At 72.0% G+C, this 24,031-nt stretch carries 20 protein-coding genes; 15 read left to right on the top strand and 5 right to left on the bottom strand.

Annotated elements, in window-relative coordinates:
- Positions 1-186 precede the first annotated feature (186 nt).
- The 5 genes from C3K08_RS17960 to C3K08_RS12515 are packed head-to-tail and all read left to right on the top strand — an operon-like array spanning position 187 to position 5,663.
- Positions 187-372, top strand: coding sequence for a hypothetical protein (locus tag C3K08_RS17960; RefSeq protein ID WP_158679927.1), 186 nt, complete (start codon positions 187-189; stop codon positions 370-372).
- 48 nt (positions 373-420) lie between these two features.
- Entirely contained in the window at positions 421-1,188 is a 768-nt protein-coding gene (pgeF, locus tag C3K08_RS12530) for a peptidoglycan editing factor PgeF (protein ID WP_104991600.1), read from the top strand.
- On the top strand, positions 1,185-1,685 hold the full coding sequence (locus tag C3K08_RS12525) for a YqeG family HAD IIIA-type phosphatase (RefSeq protein WP_104991599.1): 501 nt from the start codon (positions 1,185-1,187) through the stop codon (positions 1,683-1,685). The genes pgeF and C3K08_RS12525 overlap by 4 nt, the downstream gene beginning before the upstream one ends.
- Positions 1,686-1,714: 29 nt before the next feature.
- Positions 1,715-4,384 carry a type II/IV secretion system protein gene (locus C3K08_RS12520; protein WP_104991598.1) on the top strand — a complete coding sequence of 890 codons (2,670 nt, stop codon included), beginning with the start codon at positions 1,715-1,717 and terminating at the stop codon, positions 4,382-4,384.
- Positions 4,385-4,430: 46 nt separating this feature from the next.
- Complete coding sequence (locus tag C3K08_RS12515) at positions 4,431-5,663, top strand: type IV pilus twitching motility protein PilT (protein WP_104991597.1); 1,233 nt, start codon at positions 4,431-4,433, stop codon at positions 5,661-5,663.
- Between the two features lie 10 nt (positions 5,664-5,673).
- Here C3K08_RS12515 and C3K08_RS12510 read toward each other — a convergent pair whose 3' ends face one another.
- The gene (locus C3K08_RS12510) at positions 5,674-7,053 is read right to left on the bottom strand and encodes a DUF4403 family protein (protein ID WP_104991596.1); all 1,380 of its coding nucleotides are present in this window, start codon (positions 7,051-7,053) and stop codon (positions 5,674-5,676) included.
- Positions 7,054-7,119: 66 nt separating this feature from the next.
- Between C3K08_RS12510 and C3K08_RS12505 the strand changes: the two genes are divergently transcribed.
- Together C3K08_RS12505 and C3K08_RS12500 are read left to right on the top strand one after the other, a co-directional pair.
- Positions 7,120-7,545 carry a secondary thiamine-phosphate synthase enzyme YjbQ gene (locus tag C3K08_RS12505; RefSeq protein WP_104991595.1) on the top strand — a complete coding sequence of 142 codons (426 nt, stop codon included), beginning with the start codon at positions 7,120-7,122 and terminating at the stop codon, positions 7,543-7,545.
- Between the two features lie 171 nt (positions 7,546-7,716).
- Positions 7,717-8,880: a nitric oxide synthase oxygenase gene (locus C3K08_RS12500; RefSeq protein WP_104991594.1), complete on the top strand. Its 1,164-nt coding sequence runs from the start codon at positions 7,717-7,719 to the stop codon at positions 8,878-8,880.
- A gap of 29 nt (positions 8,881-8,909) precedes the next feature.
- Here the strand turns inward: C3K08_RS12500 and C3K08_RS12495 are convergent, their stop codons facing one another.
- Both C3K08_RS12495 and C3K08_RS12490 read right to left on the bottom strand, forming a co-directional pair.
- Positions 8,910-11,261, bottom strand: coding sequence for a penicillin acylase family protein (locus tag C3K08_RS12495; RefSeq protein ID WP_104991593.1), 2,352 nt, complete (start codon positions 11,259-11,261; stop codon positions 8,910-8,912).
- Positions 11,262-11,283: 22 nt separating this feature from the next.
- A complete protein-coding gene (locus C3K08_RS12490; RefSeq protein ID WP_104991592.1) occupies positions 11,284-12,177 on the bottom strand; it encodes a DMT family transporter in 894 nt (297 codons plus the stop codon).
- A 100-nt stretch (positions 12,178-12,277) separates the two neighbouring features.
- Here C3K08_RS12490 and priA point away from each other — a divergent pair, with 100 nt between their 5' ends.
- The 5 genes from priA to C3K08_RS12465 all read left to right on the top strand — a co-directional run bounded on the left by priA (position 12,278) and on the right by C3K08_RS12465 (position 18,292).
- Positions 12,278-14,791, top strand: a complete 2,514-nt coding sequence (gene priA / locus C3K08_RS12485) for a primosomal protein N' (protein ID WP_104992069.1) — start codon at positions 12,278-12,280, stop codon at positions 14,789-14,791.
- Positions 14,792-14,973: 182 nt separating this feature from the next.
- Positions 14,974-16,035, top strand: a complete 1,062-nt coding sequence (locus C3K08_RS12480; RefSeq protein ID WP_234009079.1) for a flagellar assembly protein T N-terminal domain-containing protein — start codon at positions 14,974-14,976, stop codon at positions 16,033-16,035.
- A gap of 22 nt (positions 16,036-16,057) precedes the next feature.
- Positions 16,058-16,756: a hypothetical protein gene (locus tag C3K08_RS12475; RefSeq protein WP_234009078.1), complete on the top strand. Its 699-nt coding sequence runs from the start codon at positions 16,058-16,060 to the stop codon at positions 16,754-16,756.
- A gap of 44 nt (positions 16,757-16,800) precedes the next feature.
- Positions 16,801-17,445, top strand: a complete 645-nt coding sequence (locus tag C3K08_RS12470; RefSeq protein WP_104991591.1) for a CsgG/HfaB family protein — start codon at positions 16,801-16,803, stop codon at positions 17,443-17,445.
- Positions 17,446-17,557: 112 nt separating this feature from the next.
- Complete coding sequence (locus C3K08_RS12465) at positions 17,558-18,292, top strand: metallophosphoesterase (protein WP_104991590.1); 735 nt, start codon at positions 17,558-17,560, stop codon at positions 18,290-18,292.
- Positions 18,293-18,362: 70 nt separating this feature from the next.
- Here the strand turns inward: C3K08_RS12465 and C3K08_RS12460 are convergent, their stop codons facing one another.
- Together C3K08_RS12460 and C3K08_RS12455 are read right to left on the bottom strand one after the other, a co-directional pair.
- Positions 18,363-19,148, bottom strand: coding sequence for a VC0807 family protein (locus tag C3K08_RS12460; protein WP_234009077.1), 786 nt, complete (start codon positions 19,146-19,148; stop codon positions 18,363-18,365).
- 53 nt (positions 19,149-19,201) lie between these two features.
- The gene (locus C3K08_RS12455; protein ID WP_104991588.1) at positions 19,202-20,617 is read right to left on the bottom strand and encodes a DR2241 family protein; all 1,416 of its coding nucleotides are present in this window, start codon (positions 20,615-20,617) and stop codon (positions 19,202-19,204) included.
- 198 nt (positions 20,618-20,815) lie between these two features.
- Between C3K08_RS12455 and C3K08_RS12450 the strand changes: the two genes are divergently transcribed.
- From C3K08_RS12450 to C3K08_RS12440, 3 genes are all read left to right on the top strand, one after another.
- Entirely contained in the window at positions 20,816-21,241 is a 426-nt protein-coding gene (locus tag C3K08_RS12450) for a hypothetical protein (RefSeq protein WP_104991587.1), read from the top strand.
- A gap of 119 nt (positions 21,242-21,360) precedes the next feature.
- Positions 21,361-22,449, top strand: coding sequence for a M20/M25/M40 family metallo-hydrolase (locus tag C3K08_RS12445; protein ID WP_104991586.1), 1,089 nt, complete (start codon positions 21,361-21,363; stop codon positions 22,447-22,449).
- 237 nt (positions 22,450-22,686) lie between these two features.
- Positions 22,687-24,018: a S41 family peptidase gene (locus tag C3K08_RS12440; RefSeq protein WP_104991585.1), complete on the top strand. Its 1,332-nt coding sequence runs from the start codon at positions 22,687-22,689 to the stop codon at positions 24,016-24,018.
- Positions 24,019-24,031 lie beyond the last annotated feature (13 nt).

The raw sequence follows: 24,031 nt of genomic DNA, 5'->3' as shown, positions 1-24,031 counted from the left end.
CCCGACTCGGAAGTCTGCATCCCGACAGGCCAGGAGCGCACGGTGAGCGGAGGCGGGACGGTCACCCTGCGCCCCGGCGAGACCCGCGAGGTCACCCTATCGGTGCTGGTCAATGGTCAACCCAACCAGGGCGAAGTGAGTTTTATACGCTCTAGCTCTGCTCCGGGGGCACTCTTCACGGGGGGCGTGATTCAGCCCGTTGACGTATTGCGCGATTCGCTGAGCTTCAGCGGTCCCCAGGTCACGGTGCGGGTGCGGGTGCCTGAGACGGCCCGGCCCGGCACCTCTTCCTTTGGGGTGATCACGCGTGCCCAGGGAGCACAGTGCCGGACCGGATCACTCACCATTGAGATGACAGTCCTGGCCCCCTGACCCCTCCACACCCCCGCCGGGGGTACACCCGTCAGACTTCGGTGAGACATGCGACCCGATACTGACCCCCTGATGTTCCTGCGTTCCCCCGCCTTGCCGCTGCCCCACGCGTTCACCACGCGGGCGGGCGGCGTGTCGCTGGGGGCTTACCAGGGCCTGAACCTCGACGACCGCGAGGACGATCCGCAGGCCGTGGCGGAAAACCGCCGCCGGGTGGCCGAGGCCCTGGGCTTCGCCTCCTCGCGGGTAGCCCGGCTGAATCAAGTTCACGGCACCGACGTGCGCGAGGCGCAGCCCGGCGTGCAGGACGGCGACGCGCTGGTGAGCACCGAGCGGGGGCTGCTCCTCGCCATCGGGACCGCCGACTGCTATCCCATCCTCCTCGCGGACGAGGGGGCCGGGGTGGTCGGGGCCGCGCACGCGGGCTGGCGCGGCACGCTGGGCCGCATCGCCGCCAAGGTGGTGGAGGCGATGGTGGAGCGGGGAGCCAATCCAGCGAGTATCCGCGCCGCCGTCGGCCCCGGCATCTGCGGCGAGCGGTATGCGGTCGGCGGGGACGTGGCGCAGCAGTTCCGGGACGCGGGGCTGGGAGACTTCGTGCTGGAGCGGGAGGGAGGGCCGCACCTCGACCTCGCCGGGGCGAACCGGGCGGTGCTGCTCGCGGCGGGGCTGAATCCCGAGCACCTCTGGGTCAGCGGGCGCTGCTCGACCGAAGGAGACTTCTACTCCTACCGCCGGGACGCGGGCCGCACCGGGCGAATGTGGGCCGTGATCGGGTTGCCGGACGCGTCCGGCTCGGCGGGGGTGGACGCGTGAGCCTGCTGCGCCCCCGCGACGTGCTGCCCCACGTCCACGACATCACCCCCGAGTTCCTGGCCGCGCGGGGCCTGCGTGGACTCCTGCTCGACCTCGACAACACCCTGATTCCCTACGGCAGTTATGAGGAACGGGCCGACGTGATGGCCTGGGCCGCCGACCTGCGCCGTTCCGGCATCCGGCTTTACCTCCTGAGCAACGCGACGGGGAGGCGTGCCCGCTTCTGGCTCGACAAGCTCGGCTTCGAGGGCGTCGGGATGGCGGGCAAACCCAATCCCCGCGCGTTCCGTCAGGCGCTCGCCAAGCTCGGGCTGCCGCCCTATCAGGTCGGCATGGTGGGCGATCAGGTCTTCACCGACGTGCTGGGCGGCAATCTCGCGGGAATGCACACCATCCTCGTTCACCCGCTGGCCGACAACGCCCTGCCGCACACCCGCGTGACCCGCAAGCTCGAACGCGCGGTTCTCAAACGCTACGGACACGACTGGCGGGCCTGACCCCGCTCTCACCCCACCCAGGAGGCACAGTGGCACTTTCCATCGGCGACCGGAGACTCGGAGCGATCCTGCTCGAACAGGGCTACGTCAGTGACACCGAACTGCAAAAGGCGCTCGTCCGGCACGCCGAGGTCGGCGGGCGGCTGGCCGACATATTGATCGACTCCGGGCAGGTCGGCGAGAAGCGCATCGCGCGGGCCATCGAGGAAGCGCTGGGCATTCCCCTCGTCAACCTGCTGGTGGTCACGCCGGAGGCCCGGGCGGTGTCGGCGGTGCGGGCGCAGACGGCGCAGGCGATGGCGGCCTTTCCCTTCGCGCGGGAGGGCGACACGCTGCGGGTGGCCTTTGTGGATCCCCTGTCCAGCCTTGCCATCGAGGCGCTGGAGGACGACTCGGGCCTGAACATCGAGCCGTATCAGGCGCTGCGCGATCAGGTGCTGTGGGCCATCGGGACCTACTACCCCGAACTCGGGCTGGACGTGCCCCTGCCCGGCGAGGAGGGCGGCGACGCGAACGGCGGGCAACTCGGCCGGTTGCTCACCACACGGGGGCTGATCACCGACGCGCAACTTCAGGTGGCACTCGATGCCCAGCAGCAGACCGGCGAGTCGCTGGGGGCGACGCTGGTGACGCAGGGGGCGCTGACCGAGGAGCGGCTGTACGAGGTGCTGGCCGAGCAGGCGGGCGCCCCCTACCTCCCCGACACGCGCGGCCTGCAGCCCCCGGAAGACGTGCTGGGAGCGCTGCTGCGGGCAGACGCGCTGCGGCTCTCGGCGGTCCCGGTCGAGGAGACGGCCGCCGCCGTGACGGTCCTGACGAGCGATCCCCGCCGCCGCGAGGAACTCGAAGCCCTGATCGGTCGCCCGGTCAGCCTGATCCTGGCCCGCCCGCGTGATGTCGAGGCCCTGATCGAGCGCTGCTATCCCCAGCGCACCCGCCTGGGCGAGCAGATGGTGCAGCAGGGGACGCTCTCGCGGGCACAACTGCGCGAGGCCCTACAGGTGCAGGCGCGGGGCGGCAAGGTCAAACCACTGGGTGAGGTGATCGTCGAACTGGGCTTCGCCAACCCCGGCGACATTGACACGGCGCTGCAAAAGCAGAACGCGGGGGGCGGGCGGCTGGAAGACACGCTGGTGCAGTCGGGCAAGCTCAGCCCCGAGATGCTGGCCCGCTCCTTGGCCGCGCAGCTCGGCTACGAGTACCTCGACCCCGGCCAGAACCCGCCCGACGCGGCGGTGGCCCTCCTGATCCCGGAGGCGACCGCCCGGCGCTACGGGGTGGTGCCCGTGCGGCTGCAGGGCGAGTCGCTGATCGTGGCGATGAAGGACCCGCGCAACGTCTTCGCGCTCGACGACCTTAAGCTGATGACGGGCCGCGAGATCGTTCCCGCCGTGATGGCGGAAAAGGACATCACCCGGTTGCTGGAGCGCTACCACGGCAACAAGGACATGGCGGCCCTGAACCAGAAGCTCGCCGCCGAGAGCAAGGCGCGGGAGGCCAAGCGCGAGGACGTGGACCTCTCCGCCGGACTCGACGACAACGCCGTCGTGCGGGTGGTGGACCAGATCATCCGGGAGGCGGCCCTGCAGGACGCCTCGGACATCCACATCGAGCCGACCCAGACGGCCCTGCGGGTCCGCTACCGCATCGACGGCGTGCTGCGCGAACAGCCCGAGTTGCCGCGCGGCAGCGCCCAGAGCGTGCTCGCCCGCATCAAGATCATGGGGAACCTCGACATCTCCGAGCGCCGCCTGCCGCAAGACGGCCGCGTGCGCTTCAAGAAGGGCTCGATCGACATCGACCTCCGGCTCTCGACCCTGCCCACCGTGTACGGGGAAAAGGCCGTGATGCGCCTCCTGCAAAAGGCCGAGAACATCCCCGAGGTCGAGCAGCTCGGCTTTTCCGCGCACAACTTCCAGCGTTACCTCGACGTGATCGAAAAGCCCAACGGCATCTTCCTGGTGACGGGGCCGACGGGGTCGGGCAAGTCCTTTACCAGTTTCTCGACCCTCAAGCGCATCGCCCGGCCCGAGAAGAACACCACGACCATCGAGGACCCCATCGAGTACGAGATTCCGGGGATCGTGCAGTCGCAGGTCAACTCGGTGGCGGGGATGACCTTTGCCCGTGCCCTCCGCGCCTTCCTGCGTCAGGACCCCGACATCATCTTCGTGGGCGAAATCCGCGACACCGAGACCGCCAAGATTGCCACCGAAGCGGCGCTCACCGGCCACCTCGTGCTGGCGACCCTGCACACGAACGACGCGCCGGGAGCGATCACCCGCCTCGACGAGATGGGCGTGGAGCCGTTCAACATCTCAGCCTCGGTGATTGGGGTGCTCGCGCAGCGGCTGGTGCGCCGGGTGTGCTCCGAGTGCAAGCAGCCCACCAACGCCGACCCCGACGTGCTGCGCCGCTTGGGGCTGGCCGAGGAGGAGGTGCGCGGCGCCTCGCTCGTGCGCGGGGCAGGCTGCCCCCGCTGCGGCGGCACCGGCTACAAGGGCCGCATGGGGATTCACGAGCTGATGGTGATCGATGACCCCCTGCGCCGCGCCATCGGGGCCGGGCAGACCGCCTCCGAACTGCGCGACGTGGCCCTGGCCGAGAGCGGCATGAAGACGCTGCGCCAGGACGGCATCGACAAGGCGCTCGCGGGGATGACCACCCTGGAAGAAGTGCTCGCAGTGACGGCGGGCTAAGCCGCCCTCAGCCTCCCCTCCCTCCCTTCCCTCCCCGAGGTACCCCATGACCCTAGCTGCCCCCGACATCACCGACATCCTGCGTTTCGCCGCCGAGAAGGGCGCGTCCGACATCATCCTGACGGTGGGCCTGCCCCCGCAGTTCAAGCTCAGCGGCAACTACGAGGTGCAGCAGGGGATGGCCCCGCTCGCCGCGACCGAGACCCGCAAGCTGATGTACTCGATGATGAACGAGCGCCAGCAGCGCACCTTCGAGGAAAAGCGCGAGCTGGACTTCTCGTTCGCCCTGGGGGAAAAAGCCCGCTTCCGCGTGAACGCCTTTATGCAGCGCGGATTCGTGGGCGGGGTCATGCGCCTGATTCCCACCACCATTCGCAGCGCCGCCGAGATGGGATTGCCGCAGAACATCACCGACATCGCCAACGCGCCGCGCGGGCTGGTCCTCGTGACCGGGCCGACCGGCTCGGGCAAGTCGACCACCCTCGCCGCGATGATCGACCACATCAACGTCACCAAGAAGCTGCACATCGTGACCATCGAGGACCCCATCGAGTTCATGCACTCGCACAAGCAGAGCATCGTGAACCAGCGCGAGATCGGGTCGGACACCATGAGCTTCGCGGACGCGCTGCGGGCCTCGCTGCGGCAGGCCCCCGATGTGATTCTGGTGGGCGAGATGCGCGACTACGAGACCATCCGCGCCGCCGTGACCGCCGCCGAAACCGGGCACCTCGTGATGGGCACCCTGCACACCAACTCGGCGCCCGAATCCATCGACCGCATCGTGGACGTGTTCCCCGAAGAGCAGCAGGAGCAGATCCGGGTGCAGCTCGCCAACAACCTCGTCGCCGTGATGACCCAGCAGCTTCTGCCCCGTGCGGACGGGCCGGGGCGGGTGCTCGCCTACGAACTGCTGATCGCCAACCCGGCCGTCCGGGCGCTGATCCGCGAGGGCAAGACCTTCCAGATCGTCTCCACCATGCAGACCGGGGCGCGGGAGGGCATGGTCACGATGGACGCCTTCCTGGCCAACCTCTACCGCCGCCGGGTCATCTCCTACGAGACGGGCGTGGCCCGCGCGGTGGACCCCAAGGAATTCGCCCGCCTCGCCAACGACCCCAACGCGGGGGTGGGCGGCGCGACCTACACGCCGCCGACGGCTCCAGCGGCGCCTGCCCCCGCCCAGCCCGCAGGCGCGGCGCTCGGGCGCACGGCGACGGGGACGAGTACGACCACGACCCAGTCGGGCACGACCCAGACGCAGTTCGGGCGGCGCTGAGGTCCCGCGCCTACCGCACCTTCCCCGCATCCACCGCCGCCGCGAGTTGTCCTCCGGCGGCGGCCGTCACGACGAGGGCGTCTGGCGTCACGCTCAGTCCGGTCAGCCGCAACTCGCCCACCTTGCCGGTCAGGGTGACGCCGGGGACGGGCATGAAGGGCAGCCGGGATTGCACCTGCCCCCGCGCCTGGGTGAGTTGCGGGCTGAGGTCGAAGCGAGCCGCCTGCCGCAGGTACGCCTGGGCGCGGGCATCGGCCAGCCAACCCACCACCCGCCCGGTCAGCCCCTCGCGGCGGGTGACGACGGTGGCGCCTTGCAGGGTGACGACCCGACCGGAGGCATCCAGCGTGGGCACACCCGACACATCGGCGGTGGCCCGCACGTTCAGCCCCAGCGGCCCGGAGACGCGCACGGTGACGGCGGCGTTCAGGCGCGGTCCCCGGCCCGTCACCACGACATTCTCGACCCGCAGGGTGGGGGAGAGGGGCAGCGGCAGGGTCACCGTCCGCGCGGCGGCGCGGGTGGCCGCCCGTGACAGGTCCGGGTAGGGCAGGCGCACGGGGAGGGCAAGGGCCACGCCCGGCTGCGGCGGTTCGGCCACCCGCAGCGGGGGGAGCGGCGCGGGGGCCTGAGCCGGGGCGCGGCCCAGCCCAGCGGAAAGGTCAAAGGTCGCGCCCACGGTGAGTTTCAGCGCGTCCCCCGTGAAGCGGAACGGGCTGACGGTCAGGGTGCGCGGCGTCACGCGGGCGTAGGCGGGTTCAGGCGTGGGGAGCGTCCAGGGCTGCCCCGCCCGTGCCCACAGCGCCCCGGCCCGGTCCCGCAGGTCGGCCCCCTCGCGCACCGCCCGCTCGATGTCGGCAGTCACGCGGTCCAGCGCCGCCCGCACCTGCCCGTCCACCAGCGACTGCACGCTGACCCGCACGCCGGGCGTCAGCTCCACGTTCAGGGGGTCGGTCCACTCCACCGTCCCCGCGACCTTCACCCCGGCCTGCCAGTCGGCCCCGAGGGTGGGCGTCAGGCGCAGGCTCACGGTCGCCTCGCCGCCGAAGTCGCGACCCAGCGCCGATCCCAGGCCCTGCCCCTCGGCACGGAAGGCGGCCCGCAGCGGCACGCGCACGATCAGGGCGTCTCCCTGCGGCGCGGCCCCCACCCGCACGTGCCCGGTGCGCGTCACCGTGCCCGTGAGCCGCACGGTGAGCAGCCCGCCCGCGAGGGGCCGCGTCTCGTCCAGCCGGGCGAACTCGGCCGGAACACGGGCATTGGCCGCCGCCTGCACGCCGGAGAGCGGCACCGTGACGGGCAGCACCAGCGAGGAACGGGGCACGCTCTGGGCTTCGGCAGGGGCAGTCATCAGGGCAGTGGACAGCAGGGGGATGAGAAGGCGTCGCATGGGGTGGGGTTCAGGCTAGGGCCGGGCCATGAGCGCCGGGCCACAGGCAACGGCTACGCTGCGGGCATGTGGGCCCAACACGACCTGCGCCTCCGCCCCCTCCCGCGCGGCTTTCACCTGGTCACCCGCGAGGTCGTCGCCGCCGTGCCCGAACTCGCACGGGTGCGGGCGGGCCTCCTGCACGTCTTCGTTCAGCACACCTCGGCCAGCCTCGCCCTGAACGAGAACGCCTCGCCGGACGTGCGGCGGGACTTCGAGCGGTACTTCAATCATCTCGTGCCCGACGGCTGGCCGGAGTTCGAGCACACCCTGGAAGGCCCCGACGACATGGCCGCGCACATCAAGGCCAGCCTGCTGGGGCCGTCCCTGACCCTGCCCGTACGCGCGGGGCGGCTGGCGCTGGGGACGTGGCAGGGGATCTACCTGTGCGAGCACCGGGACGACGGGGGAGCGCGGCGGCTGGTGCTGACCTTGCAGGGCGAGGAGGGGTAAGGAGCTGGCGGGTGATGATTCGGTCATCACCCCGAGCGAAGCGAGAAGCAGGGAGTGGCTGGCGGCGAAGGTGGAGAGCATTCGGGTGCCTTTCTCGGATGCGCGGAACCGGAGCCGCCAGCCACTTGGGCGGGGACATTCGGCGGGAGGCGGGGGCCGCAGCATGGGGCCATGTCTGCCGCCGCTGTCTCCCCGCCGACTGGACCGGCCCCGGACGCGCTGCTGGCCGAGGCCGAACGCTTCCTGCGCCTCTATGCCGACGAGCACGGGCACGGTCCCCGCGAGCGGGAGGCGCGGCTGGCCGAGGTCCAGGCGGAGGTGGCCCGCACGGGGGCGTACACCCTCCGCACGGCGGAACTCGCGCACGGGGCGCGGGTGGCGTGGCGGAACAGCAGCCGCTGCGTGGGCCGATTGCCCTGGCGGGCGCTGGAGGTGCGCGACCTGCGGCACGTCACCCACCCCGACGACGTGTTCGCCTACCTCATGGCGCACCTGCACGACGCGCTGGGGGGTGGGCGCATCCGGCCGGTTATCAGCATCTTCGGTCCCGGCGTGCGCGTTCACAACGACCAACTGCTGCGCTACGCAGGCTACCGCCAGCCAGACGGTACGGTGGTGGGCGACCCGCAGAACGTGCCCCTCACGGGGCACCTGCGTCGCCTGGGGTGGGCGGGTGGCCCCGGCACCGCTTTTGATGTGCTGCCGCTCGCCATCGAGGGCCGGGGCCGGGTGCAGCTCTACTGCCTGCCGGGGGACGCGACCTGTCAGGTGCCCATCACCCACCCCGACTGCCCCGGCGTGGGCGAGCTGGGGCTGCGCTGGTTCGCCCTCCCGGTCCTGAGCAACATGACGCTGGAGGTCGGGGGCCTGAGCTTTCCCGCCGCCCCCTTCAACGGCTGGTACCTCCAGACCGAGATCGCCGCCCGCAACCTCGCGGACGAGGGGCGCTACGACGCCCTTCCGGGGGTGGCGCGGGCGCTGGGGCTGGACCTCTCGCCCCGGCGGCTGTGGCGGGACCGGGCGCTGGTGGAACTGAATGTGGCGGTGCTGCACTCCTTTGACCGGGCGGGGGTCCGCATCACCGACCACCACGCGGTCACCCGGCAATTCGTCCGCTTCGAGGCCGAGGAGGAGCGGGCCGGGCGAGCGGTGCGGGGCCGCTGGTCGTGGCTGATTCCGCCCCTCTCGCCCGCGACCACCCCGGTGTGGCACCGCCAGTACACCGACCGGGAGGAACGGCCCGGCTTCTTTCCCCAGCCCCCCGCGTGGCAGGAGGAACGAGTGGAGGCCGTCTGCCCCTTTACCGGGAGGCTGCAAGGGGCAGCGGCGGACTGAAGCGCCACTCCGCCGCCGCTCTGGGAGTGTTATTCGCCCGGCTGCAACGTCAGCGTCACCGTGCGGCCCCAGTCCCCCTCGTCGGTGCTCATGGGGAGGTACTCGCCCGAGGCCCACTTGCCCTGCTGGTCGCTGACGTGCTCGCCCAGCGGGTTGCCCCCCTGGCCCAGGCTGCCGATATAGAGGCTGCGGTTCATGTCGGCCAGGTCCACGATGTGGCGGTAGCTCGGGCCGTGCGTCTGGCGCAGCGTCTGGGGATCGGGGCGGGCCACGTTCACGGTGTTCGTGCCGCCGGGGGTGGGCGCGGCGTGGTTGAACAGCCACGCGACGCGGGCGTCCTCGCCCATCACGTGGTCACTGGCGACCGTGTGGACCCGGCCATAGGTCCAGCCGTCCATGTCGCCCCCCAGCCGCCCGGCGAGGCCGTCCACCGCCGCCTTCAGGCTGACGCGCAGCAGGTCGGCACAATTCTCCACGCGGGTGGCCTGCGAGCGGCACAGCTCGCCGTCTTCCCGCAGTTGCTCGCGCACCGCCAGCGAGTTCAGGCGGGTGTCGTCGCCCAGTTCATCCCCCGCCATCGCCTGCAACTCGGCCAGCCACGCCTCGTAGATCGTGCTGGGCACGCTGTTCGTGGTCTGGTTCCCATTCCAACCGCGCAACTGCTCCAGCGCCGCCCGGCTGAGGTCCCCGTCCGGCTGGGTGGCGAGCAGCAGGGGCTGGAGGTCGCGCCAGACCAGGCTCACCGTGTCCAGTTGCACCGCCTTCACGTCGTCCAGCGTCAGGCCCTGCGGCTTGGCGGTCAGCAGCGCGGTGATGCGCTCGGCGCGGTACGGCTCGGCCCAGTTGCGAATGTTGCCGAGGGGATCGGCCCCGCCCGGCAGCACCTTGTTGTTGGCGGTCACGACGAGGCCGTCCTGCGGGTTGAGGGTGGCGGGCAGTTCCTCGTAGGGAATGAAGCCCTGCCACTCGCGCGAGCCGTCGCCGGGCACGGGCTGGGAGCCGTCCCAGCCTTCGCGCACGGGCACCCGTCCCGGCGCCGCATACCCCACGTTGCCGTCCACGTCGGCATACACGAAGCTCTGGCTGGGAGCCACGTAGGGCCGCAGCGCCGCCCGGAAGTCCTGCCAATTCTGCGCGTAGTTCAGCCCCAGGAAGGCGTCCAGGGTGGTGTCGCCGGGTTGCAGGGCGGTCCACTTCAGCGCCACGCGTGGCCCCAGCGCCCCCGCCCCCACGTCCGAGATGATCGGCCCGTGCTCACTCTCGCGCACGACGAGGCGCACGTCCTCGCCGCCCTTGACCTTGATGATCTCGGTGCGTTCGGTCAGGCGGGCCGACGCCGATTCCACGTAGAGGTCCTGCACGTCGGGGTTCACGTTCGTCACGCCCCAGGCGATGCGGTCGTTGCGGCCGATCACGATGCTGGGGAGGCCCGGAATGCTCGCCCCGATCACCCGCAGGGTCGGCCCGCGCAGGTCGGCGAGGTACCACAGCATCGGGCTGCTGAGCGCGAGGTGCGGGTCGTCGGCCAGGATGGGCTTGCCGCTCTGGGTGCGGCTCCCGGAGATCACCCAGTTGTTGCTCCCCTTGCCGGGCACCCGCTCCATCCCCAGCGAGCGGGCCGCCTCCAGATGGGTCCGCAGGGCGGCCAGGGTCGCGTCCGGCAGGGTGACGGCGCTCGCGCCCGCCGGGGCCGCGTTCTCCTCGCCCACCTCGTTCCCGCTCAGGATGGTGGTCGCGCCCTGGGGGTAGGGGGGCCGGATAGCGTCCAGGCTGCCCTCCCCGAGCTTCTCCTGCACCCGCGCCGCGAGCAGTTCCTCGTCCCAGTTGCCGCCGAGGTCGTAGGCCATCAGCTTGCTCCAGGCGATGGCGTCCACCTCGGTCCAGGGCTCGGGCGCATAGCCCAGAATCCGGAATTCGGGGGCCACCTTCCCCTGCCGCATCGCCGCGTTCACGCCCGCCGTGTACGCCCGAATCATCCGCCGAGAGCGCTCCGACAGGGCGGGGAGGGCCGACTGCGCCGCCCGGTAAAAGCCCCACGTCCGCAGAAAGCGGTCTTGCGAGAGGGCCGCCTCGCCCAGCACCTCCGAGAGCCGCCCCTGGGTCACCCGGCGCTGAAAGTCCATCTGCCACGCCCGGTCCTGCCAGTGGGTGAAGCCCAGCGCGAAGATCGCGTCCTCGTCCGACGCCTCGGCCCGGATATGCGGCACCCCCCACGCGTCGCGCGTGACCGTCACCGGCCCCGAGAGGCCCGCGAGCCGCATCTCGCCCGTCACCTGGGGCCGCGACGTGCCCCGCAGCCACAGCACCGCCGCCAGCGCGAGCAGCAGCACGACCAACACCACCCAGAGCAGGCCCCGGCCTACCCGTCCCATCAAGCGCATCCTGCCTCCTTTGTCTAGGCCGTCAGGATAGGGGAGACGGGGCCGGGGAGGGCGCGGAAGCGGTGATCGGCTCGGGCTTTTGCGCCAGCGCCGCCCCCGCCAGGATCAGCGCCCCGCCCAGCAGCATGGCGGGCCGCAGGGGTTCCCCCAGCACCAGGAAGGCCAGTCCCACCGTGAACAGCGGCTCCAACGTCCCCAGCAGGCTGGCCCGCGCCGCCCCCAGCCGGGCGACGGCCCCGTACAGGGCGGGCACCGCGATCAGGGTGGGCAGCACGGCCATGCCCAACACCACGCCCCACTGCGCAGCGGTGTCCGGCACCCCCAGTTCGCCCCGCGCCCCGGCCAGCCCCCCGAAGGCGACCGCCCCCACCAGCGCGAGGTGTCCGGTCGCGGCCAGCGGCGTGACCCCCCGCAGCCAGTGTTCGGAGGCGAGCAGATAGGCCGCGTACAGCGCCCCCGCCCCGGCCCCCAGCGCCAGCCCCAGCGGGTCCCGGTCGCCTGCCCCCGGCAGCCCCACGACGAGACCCAATCCCAGGGCGGCCAGCGCCACCGCCCCCAACCGCGCCGCGTCCGGTCGCCGCCCCGCCAGCCATCCGAACAGGATCACGAAGGCGGGCGCGAGGTACAGCAGCAGCCCCGTCGCCCCCGCCGTGATGCGCCCCAGCGCCCCGAAATAGCAGAAGGTCGCCAGCACGTAGACCACCCCGGCCCCCAGCAACGGCCCCCGCTCCCGCAAGGTCATTCCCCGGCCCGCGAACGGCAGCAGCACGGCGGCGACCAGCCCGAAGCGCCACGCGAGCACTTCAAACGTCCCCAGCTCCACCTCCCCCGCGAGCTTGCCCCAGATGCCCAGCGTAGCGAAACTCAGCGCGGCAAGCAGGGCGAGGAGGAGGCCGGAGCGGGCGGGGGTGGGCATGGAGGGCAGCGTAACGCGGCGCAGGTCGGCCCGGTCTGGAGTTGTCTGCGACCCGCCCCACCTCCCCCACCTGGCCCCGTGCGGTAGGGTCGGCCCCGTGATGCTGCCCGCCCCCACCCTCCCCCCGGTGCCCTGGCGGGTGGCGCTTCCGTTGCCCGTTCCGGCGCTGGATTTCGCCGCCCCACACGGCTTCGGGGGCGCGGTGCCGGTGGGCTGCAGGGTACTGGTGCCCTGGCGCGGCGGGCTGTCGGTGGGGCTGGTGGTGGGGGCGGGCGAGGGCGGAGCCGGAAGCTCCCGCCTGCGCGAGGCCGTGCATCTGCTGGACGACGAGGACGGCCCCTGGGTCCCCCCCGCCACCGTGGAGGCGGTGACCGCCTGGGCGCGGGAGGCGCGGCTGCCCGCCGGGCTGGTCTGGAGTGACCTCCTCGGGGTGGGGTGGGAGGTTCGGCTGGACCACCGGGTCCGGGCGGTGCCCGACGCGGACCTGGGGGCCTTCGGGTCGCACGTGCCGGGCACCGCCTGGACCGATGCCGCCGACTACTCGCCTCCCTTGCTGGACGCCATCCGCGAGCAGGGCCTGCTGGAAGAAGCCTTCCGCCCCCGGCCCCGGTTGCGCGGGGTGGTGCGGGCACGGCCGCTGGGAGAGGTGCCGCCTGCCGCCCGCACGGTGACCGTGCTGCGGGCCTCGGCCGAGCCGCCCCCCACCCTGACCCCGAAAGGCCGGGAGGCGTGGGCGTGGCTGGCCGGGCATGGCCCTCAGCCCACCCTGGCGGCGTGGGCCAGGGGCGCGGGCGTGAGCGGCGGGGTGGTGAACGGCGTGCTGAACGCGGGCGGGGCGTTCTACGCGGCCGAACAGGCTCCACCACCCCCCGCCTGGACCTGGCTCCACGACCACGGCCCGGTGGACTCGCTGAGTGCGTGGGCCTCCCTCGCCTCGGCGGACGGGGTGGGGCTGACTCCCACGGCGGCGGGCACCCTGGCCCTGCGCGGCTGGGCCGACACGGTGCAGGAGGTCGCGCCGCCTCCCACGCTGGCCCCTCCCGTTCCGGCCCCCAGCCCCGCTGACCCCGACCGCCTCCCCGAGTCCGCCGCGTGGCGGCTGCACGGCGGGCGTCCGGCCTCGCGCTTCCGCACGCTGGCGCCCCGCATTGCTCGGTTGCTGGAGCAGGGGCGCGGGGTCCTCGTCCTCGCGCCCGACCACGCCACCCTGCGCCGCGCCTGGGAGGGCCTGTCCGGGCTGGCGGCGGCGGCGGGCACGCGGGCGGTGCAGGTCAGCGGGGCGCTGACCCCGGAGGAACGCGAGCACACCTGGCACCTGATCCGCACGGGGGCGGCCCGGCTGGTGGTCGGGAGTTACCTCGCCCTTGTCACCCCCCTGGAGGACCCTGCCCTGATCGTGGTGCTGGAGGAGGGCAGCGACGCCTACAAGCTCCAGTCCGGCTCGCGGGCCTTCGTCCCCGACGTGGCCGCGCGGGTGGCGACCTGTCACGACGCGGCCCTCGCGCTGGTCGGCGTGGCCCCCGCCGCCGAGAGCGTGCCCCTCCCCGGCGCCGTGCTGCCCCCGCCCCGACTGCGGCTGCATGTGGTGGACTACGCCAACCCGCCCGAACAGCCCGAGCTGGGGCCGCTGTCGTCCGTTCACCTGACGCCCGGCGACCTGGGCTACCCCCTCAGCCACGACCTCGTGCGCCTCCTGCGGCAGGTGCAGGAGCGGGGACGGCAGGCGGCGCTGCTGGCGCCCCGGCGGGGCTACTCGGCCCTGCTGCGCTGCCCCTCCTGCGACCACACGCCGGGGTGCCGCAACTGCGACGTGCCGCTGCGCTTTCACCAGGGCACCCGGCAGCTCACCTGCCACCAGTGCGGTTACCACGAGCCTGTCCCCGACCGCTGCGACGAATGCGGCGAGCAGATGTGGAAGGCCCGTGGCCCCGGCACCGAGTGGATCGCCGCCGAGGTCGCCCGGCTGGTGCCCGGCCTGCCCGTCTACCGCTGCGACCGCGACCGTCAGGACGACCTCTCGCCTCTGCACGCGGGGGAGGGCGGCGTGGTCGTGGGCACCCAGCTCCTGCTCTCGGGCGAGGCCCCGCCGAATCTCGCCCTGATCGGGGTGACGCTGGCGGACACCTGGCTGAACGTCTCGGACTTCCGCGCCTCCGAGCGCTACCACCGCCTGCTGCGGCAACTCGGCGAGTGGCACGTCACGCGCCCGCCGCTGCTGGTGGTGCAGACCTTCCAGGCCCAGCACCCCGCCCTGCGGGTGATGGTGGACGGCAAGGACGCCCTGGCCTACCCCGCCGCCGAGGAGCGTGCCCGCAAGGCCCTGGGCTACCCGCCCCACGCCCGCCTCGCCCAGGTGGAGGTCGCCGCCCGCGAGGCCCGCCGCGCCAAGGAGGTCGCTGCCGAGGTCTTCGACGCCCTGCACGGGGCCGGGGCCACCGAGGGGGAGGTCCTGGGTCCGGCCCCCAGCCCGGTCGCCCGGTTGCGCGGCGTCTACCCCTACCACCTGCTGCTGCGGGCACGGAACGACACCCGCCTCTCGGAGTTGCTCGCCACGCTGGACCGCCCCTGGCGGGCGCGGGTGCGGGTGGACGTGAATCCGCGGGGAGGGTTGTAGTTTTGGGTAAGGTCTAGCTCACACCCCCCAACAGGGGGGTCCTTATTTGTGGCCTGGGGCTAAGCGATGTCTGAGAGACTGCTGATGTGAGATTAAGAAGCCCACAGCGAGGCTCGTGGCGCCCCCTCCTCCTGACATTCGCACTGGTCCTGCCGGTGGGGTCGCCCCTCCCAGGGGGAGCGGTGGCGTTTGCGGCGACCCAGGCCGAGCAGTCGGTGCAGGTGCAGGGGCAAGCTCCCTTTACCGGGAATGTCGCGGCGGCCCGGCAGGCGGCCATCAACGACGCGGTGCGGGCGGCCATTGAGCAGGTGCTCGGCGCCTATATCAGCACGTCGAGCACCCTGCGCAGCACCGACGAGTTCGAGCAGTTCCAGCAGCGCCTGATGAAGCGCTCGGACGGCTTCGGCCGGGTCACGCAGGTGCTGGCCGAGGGGCCGCAGGGCAGCCTGTACACCGTGACGGTCCGGGTGGCTGTGGCCCGCCCCAGCCTCGAGCAGGAACTCAAGGCGTTCCTCGCGCAAAAGGGCGACCCGCGCATCATCGTGGCGATTCCCGAGGTGATCTTGCGCCGGGTCGTCCCCGACCCCGCCGCCGAGACCGAGGTGCAGCGGGCACTGATCGCTGCCGGGTACCGGGTGGTCGACCTCAAGCAGACCGAGCAGAACGCCCTACGCGACGTGCTGCGCGGCGGCAGCCTGAGCAGTCAGGCGCTGGGGGACCTCGCCACCCGCTTTGGGGCCGACCTGCTGATCACCGGGGAAGCTTTCGCGGAGGAGTACGGCACGGTGCTCTCGCAGCGGGCTTACACGTCCCGCCTCGAACTGAAGATCGTGGACCTCGCCACCGGGCAGATCATCTTCAGCGACGCCTTCACGGGGACGGGCACGGCGCCCACCGACGCGGTGGCGGGCAAGGCGGCCCTCCAGAACGTCGCGAAGACGGCGGTGCCCGCCCTTCCCGCTGCCCTGCTGGGATGGCTCAGCGGCAGCGGCAAGGCCGCCGGACGCACCTTCAGCGTGCGGCTGGTGGGGGTGCCCAGTTTCCGTGCCCTCAACGACACGCTGGCCTCGCTGCGGGCAAGTGCCGGGGTGGCGGCGGCCCTTAACCGTCACTTCGACGCGGCGGGGGCGCAGGTCGAGGTCGAGTACAGCGGTTCCCCCGAGGACCTCGCTGGCCTGCTCGAAGACCTCGGCCTGTCCGTGACGGGCCTCAGTGCGGGCGAGATCACCGTCTCGTACCGCTGACGCCCCAACCCAAGGAGAACCCATGCAAAAGTTTCTGATGACGGCGGCCCTGTGCGCGGGAGCCGCACTCGCCCAGGCCGCCGACACGCCCGTCACCCCCCAGCAGTTCGTGACCACCGAGGGGGTGCAGGCGGCCTACACCGTGCGGGGCGACCAGCTCAGCCCGGTGGACGCCCTCGCGCTGATGCGGCAGTGCACCCTGTCGGGGGCCTCGCCCGTCGACACCAACCGCGACGGGCGCAACGACACCCTGCGCGTGTACGGCTTCGGCATCGTGTCCGCGCAGGTGTATCAGGCGCGGGGCGTCACGGCACTGGCTCCCGCCATGCAAAAGGCGGAGCTGCGGGCCAACGGAGCCGCCGCCGAATTCTTCGGAGGCCTGCGGACGGCAGTCGCGCGGGGCCTGGACACCCAGGACACCACCGCCAGCGTCGTGGACGGCGGCGACCTGAAGCTCTCCAACCTCGCCGTGGAGACCGTGCGCGAGAGCATCCGCACGGGTGCCCAGGCCGTGCTGCGCGGCGGCCGGATAACCGGGCACCGTCTCGTCAGCCTGGGCACCCAGGGGCTGTGTGTGGTGGCCCGCTACGAACTGCCGCTCGATCAGCGTTCGGCCGGGGCCGGTTCGCCCGCCCCGCGCGGCGCCGCCCTGCCGGGTGGCCCGGCTCCGGTGGGTTCGGGCTTCCCCCTGCCCCCGCCCGGCACCAGCGGCGACTTCTGACCCCCTCCGTCTCCCGTCCCTCTCCCAAACTCAAGGAGTTTTCCATGTCCCACCTGCGTCTGCTCGCCCTGACCCTCGCCCTCGCCGCGCCCGCCGCCGCCCAGACCACGGCCACCCCGGCGGCTCCGGCCACGCCCGCCCCGGTCACCGCCGCGCCCGCCCTGCCGCAGGGGCAGGTCAACATCGCCGTGGGGACCTTCCGCTGCAAGGCGGCCAAGTGCTCCTCAGACCTCGGCGACGGCATCTCCGACGCCCTGACGACCGCCCTGCTCAACACCGGCAAGTTCGCCGTCTACGAGCGCGAGAACACCGGGCAGCTCACCGAGGAGGCCTTCCTGAGCGGGGGCGCCGCCTTCGAGGGCGCGGAGCTGCTGATCTTCGGCTCGATCACCCAGTACGAGCCGGAAGCGTCGGGCGGTGGGGTCAGCTTCATGGGCATGTCCCTGGGTCAGAAAAAGAGCACCATCGCGATGGACCTGCGGATCGTGGACGTGAAGACCCGCCGCATCATCGGCGGCACCCAGGTCAAGGGCGAGGCCCAGGGCAACAGCTTCAGCATGAGCGGCCTGCTCCCGATGAATCTGGGCGTGAAGTCCAGCCCGCAGATCGAGGCGGCCATCAGCGCGATGCTGAACGACGCCGTGCACCAACTGCTGCTCAAGGTGCCTGCCAGCTACTACCGCAACTGAGGAAGGGCTTTGCCGGGCCGGGGAGGTGGGGGCACTGCGGCTCTGCCCCCCGGCCTGACCCTTTTCTTGAGTTTTTCCCGGCTCCCTGTCCCGCTGGGCTAGACTGCCCCGCATGATTCGCCTCGCCGTGCTCTCGGACCTGCACGCCAATCTGGAGGCGACGCTGGCCGTACACGCCGACGTGAAAAAGCGCGGATTGGACGAACTTTGGGTCCTGGGGGACCTCGTGGGCAAGGGGCCACGTCCCCGCGAGGTCGTGGAATGGACCCAGGCCTACGCCACCCGCGTGATCCAGGGCAACTGGGACGCCCGCGTCGCCGGGGCCACCAACCGGCCGCAGGACCTCTGGCCGCGCTCCCGGCTCACCTCCGAGCAGCTCGCGTATCTCGCCGGGCTGCCCTACGGCATCGAGGAACAGTTCGGGGGGGCGTGGTGGCGGTTTGTCCACGCCTCCAGCAAGGGCCTCTTTCACCGCCTGTACCCCCATTCCAGCCTCGCCGAGCAGCTCGACGCCTATCTGCCCAACCCCCAGTTCGGCCTGAAGGCGCACGCCGACGCCCTCGTCTACGCCGATGTCCACGAGACGCTGATGCTGGACGTGGAGGGCCGCCCCCTGATCAACACGGGGTCGGTGGGCAATCCCCTCGACAGCACCCTGCCCAGCTACCTGATTCTGGAGTTCGACCCGAACAGCCCCGCCCACAGCGCGACTTTCGTACGGCTGACCTACAACCGCGACGCGGAGATCGCGGCGGCGGAAGCGAGCGGGATGCCCTTTACCCGCGAGTACATCGCGGAGTTGCTGACGGGGGCGTACCAGAAACGGCGAGCGCGGACGGGGGAATAGCCTGAACCGCTCAAACAAAGGCCCCGCACGAGGCGGGGTCTTCGCGTTGCTTGCGCGGGAACTCCTCCGCTCAGACCGGCAGCTCGCCTTTCTCCCGCATCGCCTCGCGCAGCTTGGTCGGCTCCAGCAGGCTCGCGCCGCGACCGTAGCGGCGTTTCACGGCACTCTGCACCAGCCACAGCGCCAGCGCCACTCCCGCGAGGCTGATGATCAGGCTGGGCACCCGCATCAGGGCGTTCACCTCGGCGACCTGCGCGTTGAAGGCGTCCGAGCCGAACTTGGCCGTCACGCGGGCGTAGTTCACGGCGCTGTTGACCACCCCGCCGATCAGGTCCACCACCGCGAAGGCCACCGTTGCCCCGACCAGCCCCCGGTGAACCACGGGGTCACGCATCGCCTGCTGGGTCGCGGCGCGTTCCTCCGGCTTCTCGCCGAGGCTCGCGGCGTCCAGAAACACCCGGAAGAGGGGCACCCGCGTCCCCGCGCTGATCAGGAAAAACAGGCCGACGAGGTACGACCTGGCACTGTCCTTGATCGCGTACCAGAAGCCGTCCACGTACCAGAACGCCAGGGCTCCCGAGAAGATCGCGCCCGCCCCGCCGATCAAGGCCACCGGGCTGACGTTGCGGTTCACGATGAGGTCCACGAGGACATACACGACCGGAATCAGCGCCGCGATCACGTAGGCTTTGATGTTCCCCGCCGTGCCCCCACCCAGCAGGTCCGCCACGCTGAGGCCGCTGGTCAAGATGTTCGGGCTCAGGATCAGGATGGGAATGATGAGCGTGAAGACGAGGTCCCAGACGGTCTTGGGGACCCCGGTGCGCGGGCGGGCGGCGGGCGAGGGGGCGGTCATGGGGCGCATTGTCTCATCTGCGGGTGAGGGGAAGGGGAAGTCCCCGCCGCCCCTCAGTGGTCGTGTCCGTGCCCGCCCTGGCCGCGCTTGCCGCTGACCTCCTCGCGCACCTCCGCGATAAAGAGGGTGCAGGCCTCCGGGCAGGGAATCGCGCCCGGCACGCCGCTGAACACCGTGGAGCCCAGGCGCTCGCCCGCCCACAGCCGGGTCTTGAGGCACTTGCTGCACACGTCCTTCGCCACCTCCTCCACCTGCTCGGGGGTGGCGCGGGTGACCTTGGTGTAGATGCCGGTCTGACGGCGGGCGGTCGTGGGCCAGGGGGTCGCCCGCAGGTTGTGGGTGTGGTGGGCGTAGCTCTCCTCCACGACGGCGGGGTAGAGGTTGTGGACCGCGCGGGGCAGCTCGGCTTCCGTCAGGATGGCCCGCCAGCCGCGCGGGAGGTTGCGCAGGGTGTGGACCGGGCGGTGGTGCCCGCCCTCGTCGCGGCGGGTGCGGTCGCGCAGGCCCTCCACCGTCACCAGCGTCTGGAGGTCGGCGGCGGGGCGGCCCTCGTCCAGGGCGTGGCGCAGCTCGAACATGCCTGCCTGCGGGGTGATCATCGCTTCCCCAAGTCGGGTGCCCCGGCGGGCCAGGGCGAGGAAGGCGGTCCAGGCTTCCGCGTGGCCGTGGTCCTCGTCGCCCCCCGCGCCCGACGCCCCCCGCGCCTCCTGCGCGAGCTGCAACACCACCTCGGCCACGTCGGGGTGGGTGCCCACGGGCGCGGCGTAGTAGACGGTCTGCGGGGCATTCGGCGTGTCCGCGAACTCGGTGACCTGCCCGGTCAGGCCCATGTCCTCCGGAATCGTCTCCAGCGTGTGCCACCCCTCCGACGCGAAGAAGGGCACGACCACCACGCGCGGCGAGCGCACCAGCTCCGGCCAGGTGCCCACCTTGGGGTCCTCGTCGAGGAAGAGGGCGTGGACCTCCGCGAAGTGGCCGGACTCGCGCAGGCGGCCCGCATTCTCGTAGATCACCCGGTTGGAGTTCTGGTTGCGGGTGGTGCCGTGCCCCAGCACGATCAGGGCGGTGTCGGCGGGGTTCAGGTCGGGCAGTGCCTCGCGGGCGCGGGCCAGGATCACCTCGCTCATGGCGGGGTGGACCCCGTAGGGCAGCGTGTAGCGCACCGTCTTGCCGCCCAGCACGCGGGCCACGCCCTGGGGCGGCACCGGCCCCTGGTGGCCCAGCCCCAGCTCGCGCGGGATCACCGTCTCGGTGAAGTAGCCCTCCGAGATGAACATGGGGATCACGGTCACGTCGGTGCTGCGCACGGTCCTGAGCACCTGCCGCAGCGAGGGTTCCTCCTTCCAGTAGCCTTCCACCACCTCGTCGTAGAGCCCGCGCTCCCGCAGCAACTCCGCGTAGCGGTAGACGGCTCCGGCGGACTCGCCGTTGAGGTGCGAACCGTGGCCGATCAGGACGAGCGAACGCATACGGCGGGCACTCTAGCAGCGCTCCCGACGCGCGAATGTCCCTCCGGCTCAGGTTTGGCCGCGCTCCTGTGGCCCCGCGCCGGAACGTGACCCCGGCATGAATCTTCCCCCAGCCTCGCCTCACGCACGTCCGGTCCCGGCTGCTTAGGGTGGGGAGGCAGCTCGGTCCCTTCCCCCCCATTCCCCAGGAGGTATCCCATGTTCTTCCAGCAACGCGACCGCCACGAGCAGATGGCCCGCCTCGATCCCCGCGACACCAACATGGACGGGGTGGTCAGCCCGCAGGAGGCGGCGGCCTACATCCAGGACTACATGCAGCACGCCTCGCCCCAGGAGCGCCAGCAGATCATGCGCGAGTACTTCTCGCAGATGAGCCCGCAGGAGCGCCAGCAGATGGGCGACGCGATGGTGCAGAGCCCCTACAGCCCGGTGCAGAACGTGCGCTACGACGATCCCGACGACATGGCCGACGCCTACACCCGCACCGCGCAGGCCCCGGTGCAAGACGGCCGCAGCCCACTGGAAGCCGCCTTCGGGCAGGGTGGGGCGCTCAGCAACCCGCTCGTCAAGGCGGGGCTGGTTGGCCTGGCCGGGATGATCGGCAGCCGGATGCTGCGCCGCTGACCTCCTGACCGCCCCCCGCGCCCCTGGCCTCCCTGCCGGGGGCGCTTTGACGTGGAGCGGTTCATGAAGGCTGCCGGGAGATCAGGTCCCGGTCCCCGCCCGCTACAATCGCCCGCGACATGCCCCTTTCCTACCTCACGCGCATCGCGCAGACCCCCGCGCCCACCTTCGATGAGGGGGAACGGGGAGCGCTGATGGCGGGGCTGTGGGAGGAACTGGGCTACCGCACCGAGCGCGACGAGGTGGGCAATGTGCTGACCCGCCTGACCCCGCCCGGCACCGAGGGGAAGCCCGCGCTGCTGCTTGCCGCGCACCTCGACACCGTGTTCCCCCGCGCCACCGACGTGACCGTGCGCGAGGAGGGCGGCAAGCTGATCGGCCCCGGCGTGGGCGACAACAGCGCCAGCCTCGCGGTGCTGACCGCCCTGCTGCGCGACCTGCGCGGGGAGGCCGGGGAAGGGCTGCGCCGCCCGTTGTGGGTCGCCGCCAACGTCGCGGAGGAAGGCCTGGGCGACCTGCGGGGTGCCAAGCACCTGATCGCCACGCACCGCGAGCGGTTGGGGGCCTTTATCGCGGTGGACGGCTACCTGGGGGTCGCCGTCACCCGCGCGGTGGGGGTGCGGCGTTACCGGGCCACCTTCCTGGGACCGGGGGGACACTCCTGGGGCGATCAGGCGCCGAGTGCCCTGCACGCGCTGGGCATGGCGATCCACGACCTCTATGCCCTGCACCGCCCCGCCGCGCCGCGCACCACCCTGAACGTGGGGCTGGCGTCGGGCGGGACCAGCGTGAATTCCATCGCCGGAAGTGCCGAGTTGCTCCTTGACCTGCGTTCGCTGGACCCGGAGCTGCTGGGCGACCTCGACCGCCGGGCACAGGGTGTGCTGCACGCGGCGGCCCGCGCGGTGGGCGTCGGGCTGCGGCTGGAGCGGGTAGGCGACCGCCCCGGCGGGGAGCTGAATGCTGGCCCCCTCCTCGACCTCGCCCGCGAGGCCGCCCGCGAGGGGCGCACCGAACTGCGGCTGGCGTCCAGCAGCACCGACGCCAACGCCGCCGCCCCCCACGGCCTCCCCGCCATCGCCCTCGGCGTCTACCGGGGCGGCAATGCCCACCGCGAGGACGAGTGGGTGCAGGCCAGCAGCCTGGGGCCGGGCCTGCGCTTCCTGTCGCGGGTGGTTGCGCTCTACCAGCGGCGCCCGGTGGCCTGAGGGCGCGGTCAGCCGCCAGCCCCCAGCGGCCAGCCGGTCAACCAGAGTCACGCTCTCTCCCGCACGGGGACGGGGTCGCCCACCGCCCTCCCCCTGTCCTCCCGCCGCCCCTTTGCCGTCCCCTCCGGTGCTCTCCCGCTGGCGGCTGGAAGGTGACCGCTGGCCGCTTTTTTGTGACCTGCACGGCATTCCTGCCCCACCAACTTCCCATCTGCCCAGGGCAGAATGGGGGGACCCATGAACGCCACCCTGCGCCGTGCCCCGGCTTCCGGCCTCCCGGCCCTCCGTGCCCTCACCCTGCTGGTGGCGGCCTCGTTCGCCGCGCCCCTGTGGCCCGGCGCACAGGCGCTCGCGCAGCCCGCACCCTCGCCCGCGCAGGAGGCGTTCGACAAGGTCAACCGCCTGATTCTGGAGGAATACGGCGGCCTCTCCACCGTCGACCGGGCCGCGCTGGGCCGCGAGTACCAGGCCCGGCTCGACGCGGTGTGTGCCCCGACTCCCCTCAACTGCCCGGTCGAGAAGGCTTATCCGGTGATCGAGGCGCAGCTCACGGCGCTGGGGGACGAGCACAGCTTCTTCCAGACTCCGGAGGACTTTCAGGACTTCCTGGCGAGCGCCACGGGCGGCAACCGGTTGCAGTTCGGCGTCAAACTCACCCGGCTCGACGGCGAGAACCGGGTGGTGCTGGAGGTCGTTCCCCAGAGCGCCGCCGAGGAGGCGGGCCTGAAGCGCGGCGACCTGCTGCGGACGTTGGAGGGCCGCCCCTACACCTACGCGGCCTTGCAGCAGGCCCGGCGCGATGGGCGCCAGATTCGGCTGGGCGTGGAGCGGGCCGGGCAGTCCCTGACCCTGACCCTCCAGTCGCGCGAGAGCAGCACCCGTGACCTGCCCCGGCTGAGCTTCGCGGGCGCGGCGAACAACGTGGCGGTGCTGCGGATTCCCACGTTCCTGTCGGGCGGCGGCATCGCGCAGCGGGTGCACGACCTCGTGGGCGAGGCCCGCGCGGGCGGGGCGACCGGCCTGATCGTGGACCTGCGCGGCAATCCGGGCGGCAGCCTCGCGGAGTGCGACAGCGCCGTGAGCGCCTTCGTGCCCTCCTTCGCGCGGGTGGCGCGGGGCGCACAGGGCGAGAGCCGCACAGTGGTCAGCCGGGGGACGCGCCTGGAAAATGGCCGCAACGCGGGGGGGGTGCGCAGTCCGCAACTGTGGACCGGGCCGCTCGCGGTGCTGGTGGACCGGGGCAGCGCCTCGTGCAGCGAGTTCTTCGCCTTCGAGATTCAGCATGCCGGGCGCGGCCCGGTGATCGGCGAGACGACGGCGGGCGTGGGCAACACCGCCACCCGCGTCTTTCCGGTGGGCGAGGACGCCGCCCTGCAACTCACCATCCTGAATTACGCCAAGCCCGGCGGAACGCTCTACCCCGACCGGGTGAAGCCCGACCAGCCTCGCGAGCAGACCGAGGAGGACGTGCGCCTGCTGACGCGCGGCCAGGACACCCTGCTCGCCGCCGGGGTACAGGCCCTGGTGACGGCCCCGCCCCTGACCCTGGACCCCCAGACCGCCCGCTGAACGTCCCCCTTTC

The organism is Deinococcus sp. NW-56, from assembly GCF_002953415.1.
In the GTDB taxonomy this organism is placed as follows: Bacteria; Deinococcota; Deinococci; order Deinococcales; family Deinococcaceae; genus Deinococcus.
Note: the sequence above shows the minus strand (reverse complement) of the source record. Positions and strands in the feature narration are given on the sequence as shown.

Coding starts and splice junctions, on each gene's coding strand:
- C3K08_RS12455 (WP_104991588.1), bottom strand. CDS start 20,617: ATGCGTTCGCTCGTCCTGATCGGCCACGGTTCGCACCTCAACGGCGAG.
- C3K08_RS12490 (WP_104991592.1), bottom strand. CDS start 12,177: ATGCCCACCCCCGCCCGCTCCGGCCTCCTCCTCGCCCTGCTTGCCGCG.
- C3K08_RS12510 (WP_104991596.1), bottom strand. CDS start 7,053: ATGCGACGCCTTCTCATCCCCCTGCTGTCCACTGCCCTGATGACTGCC.
- C3K08_RS12460 (WP_234009077.1), bottom strand. CDS start 19,148: ATGACCGCCCCCTCGCCCGCCGCCCGCCCGCGCACCGGGGTCCCCAAG.
- C3K08_RS12475 (WP_234009078.1), top strand. CDS start 16,058: ATGCAAAAGTTTCTGATGACGGCGGCCCTGTGCGCGGGAGCCGCACTC.
- C3K08_RS12505 (WP_104991595.1), top strand. CDS start 7,120: ATGTGGGCCCAACACGACCTGCGCCTCCGCCCCCTCCCGCGCGGCTTT.
- C3K08_RS12440 (WP_104991585.1), top strand. CDS start 22,687: ATGAACGCCACCCTGCGCCGTGCCCCGGCTTCCGGCCTCCCGGCCCTC.
- C3K08_RS12445 (WP_104991586.1), top strand. CDS start 21,361: ATGCCCCTTTCCTACCTCACGCGCATCGCGCAGACCCCCGCGCCCACC.
- priA (WP_104992069.1), top strand. CDS start 12,278: ATGCTGCCCGCCCCCACCCTCCCCCCGGTGCCCTGGCGGGTGGCGCTT.
- C3K08_RS12515 (WP_104991597.1), top strand. CDS start 4,431: ATGACCCTAGCTGCCCCCGACATCACCGACATCCTGCGTTTCGCCGCC.
- C3K08_RS12500 (WP_104991594.1), top strand. CDS start 7,717: ATGTCTGCCGCCGCTGTCTCCCCGCCGACTGGACCGGCCCCGGACGCG.
- C3K08_RS12450 (WP_104991587.1), top strand. CDS start 20,816: ATGTTCTTCCAGCAACGCGACCGCCACGAGCAGATGGCCCGCCTCGAT.
- pgeF (WP_104991600.1), top strand. CDS start 421: ATGCGACCCGATACTGACCCCCTGATGTTCCTGCGTTCCCCCGCCTTG.
- C3K08_RS12495 (WP_104991593.1), bottom strand. CDS start 11,261: ATGCGCTTGATGGGACGGGTAGGCCGGGGCCTGCTCTGGGTGGTGTTG.
- C3K08_RS12470 (WP_104991591.1), top strand. CDS start 16,801: ATGTCCCACCTGCGTCTGCTCGCCCTGACCCTCGCCCTCGCCGCGCCC.
- C3K08_RS12465 (WP_104991590.1), top strand. CDS start 17,558: ATGATTCGCCTCGCCGTGCTCTCGGACCTGCACGCCAATCTGGAGGCG.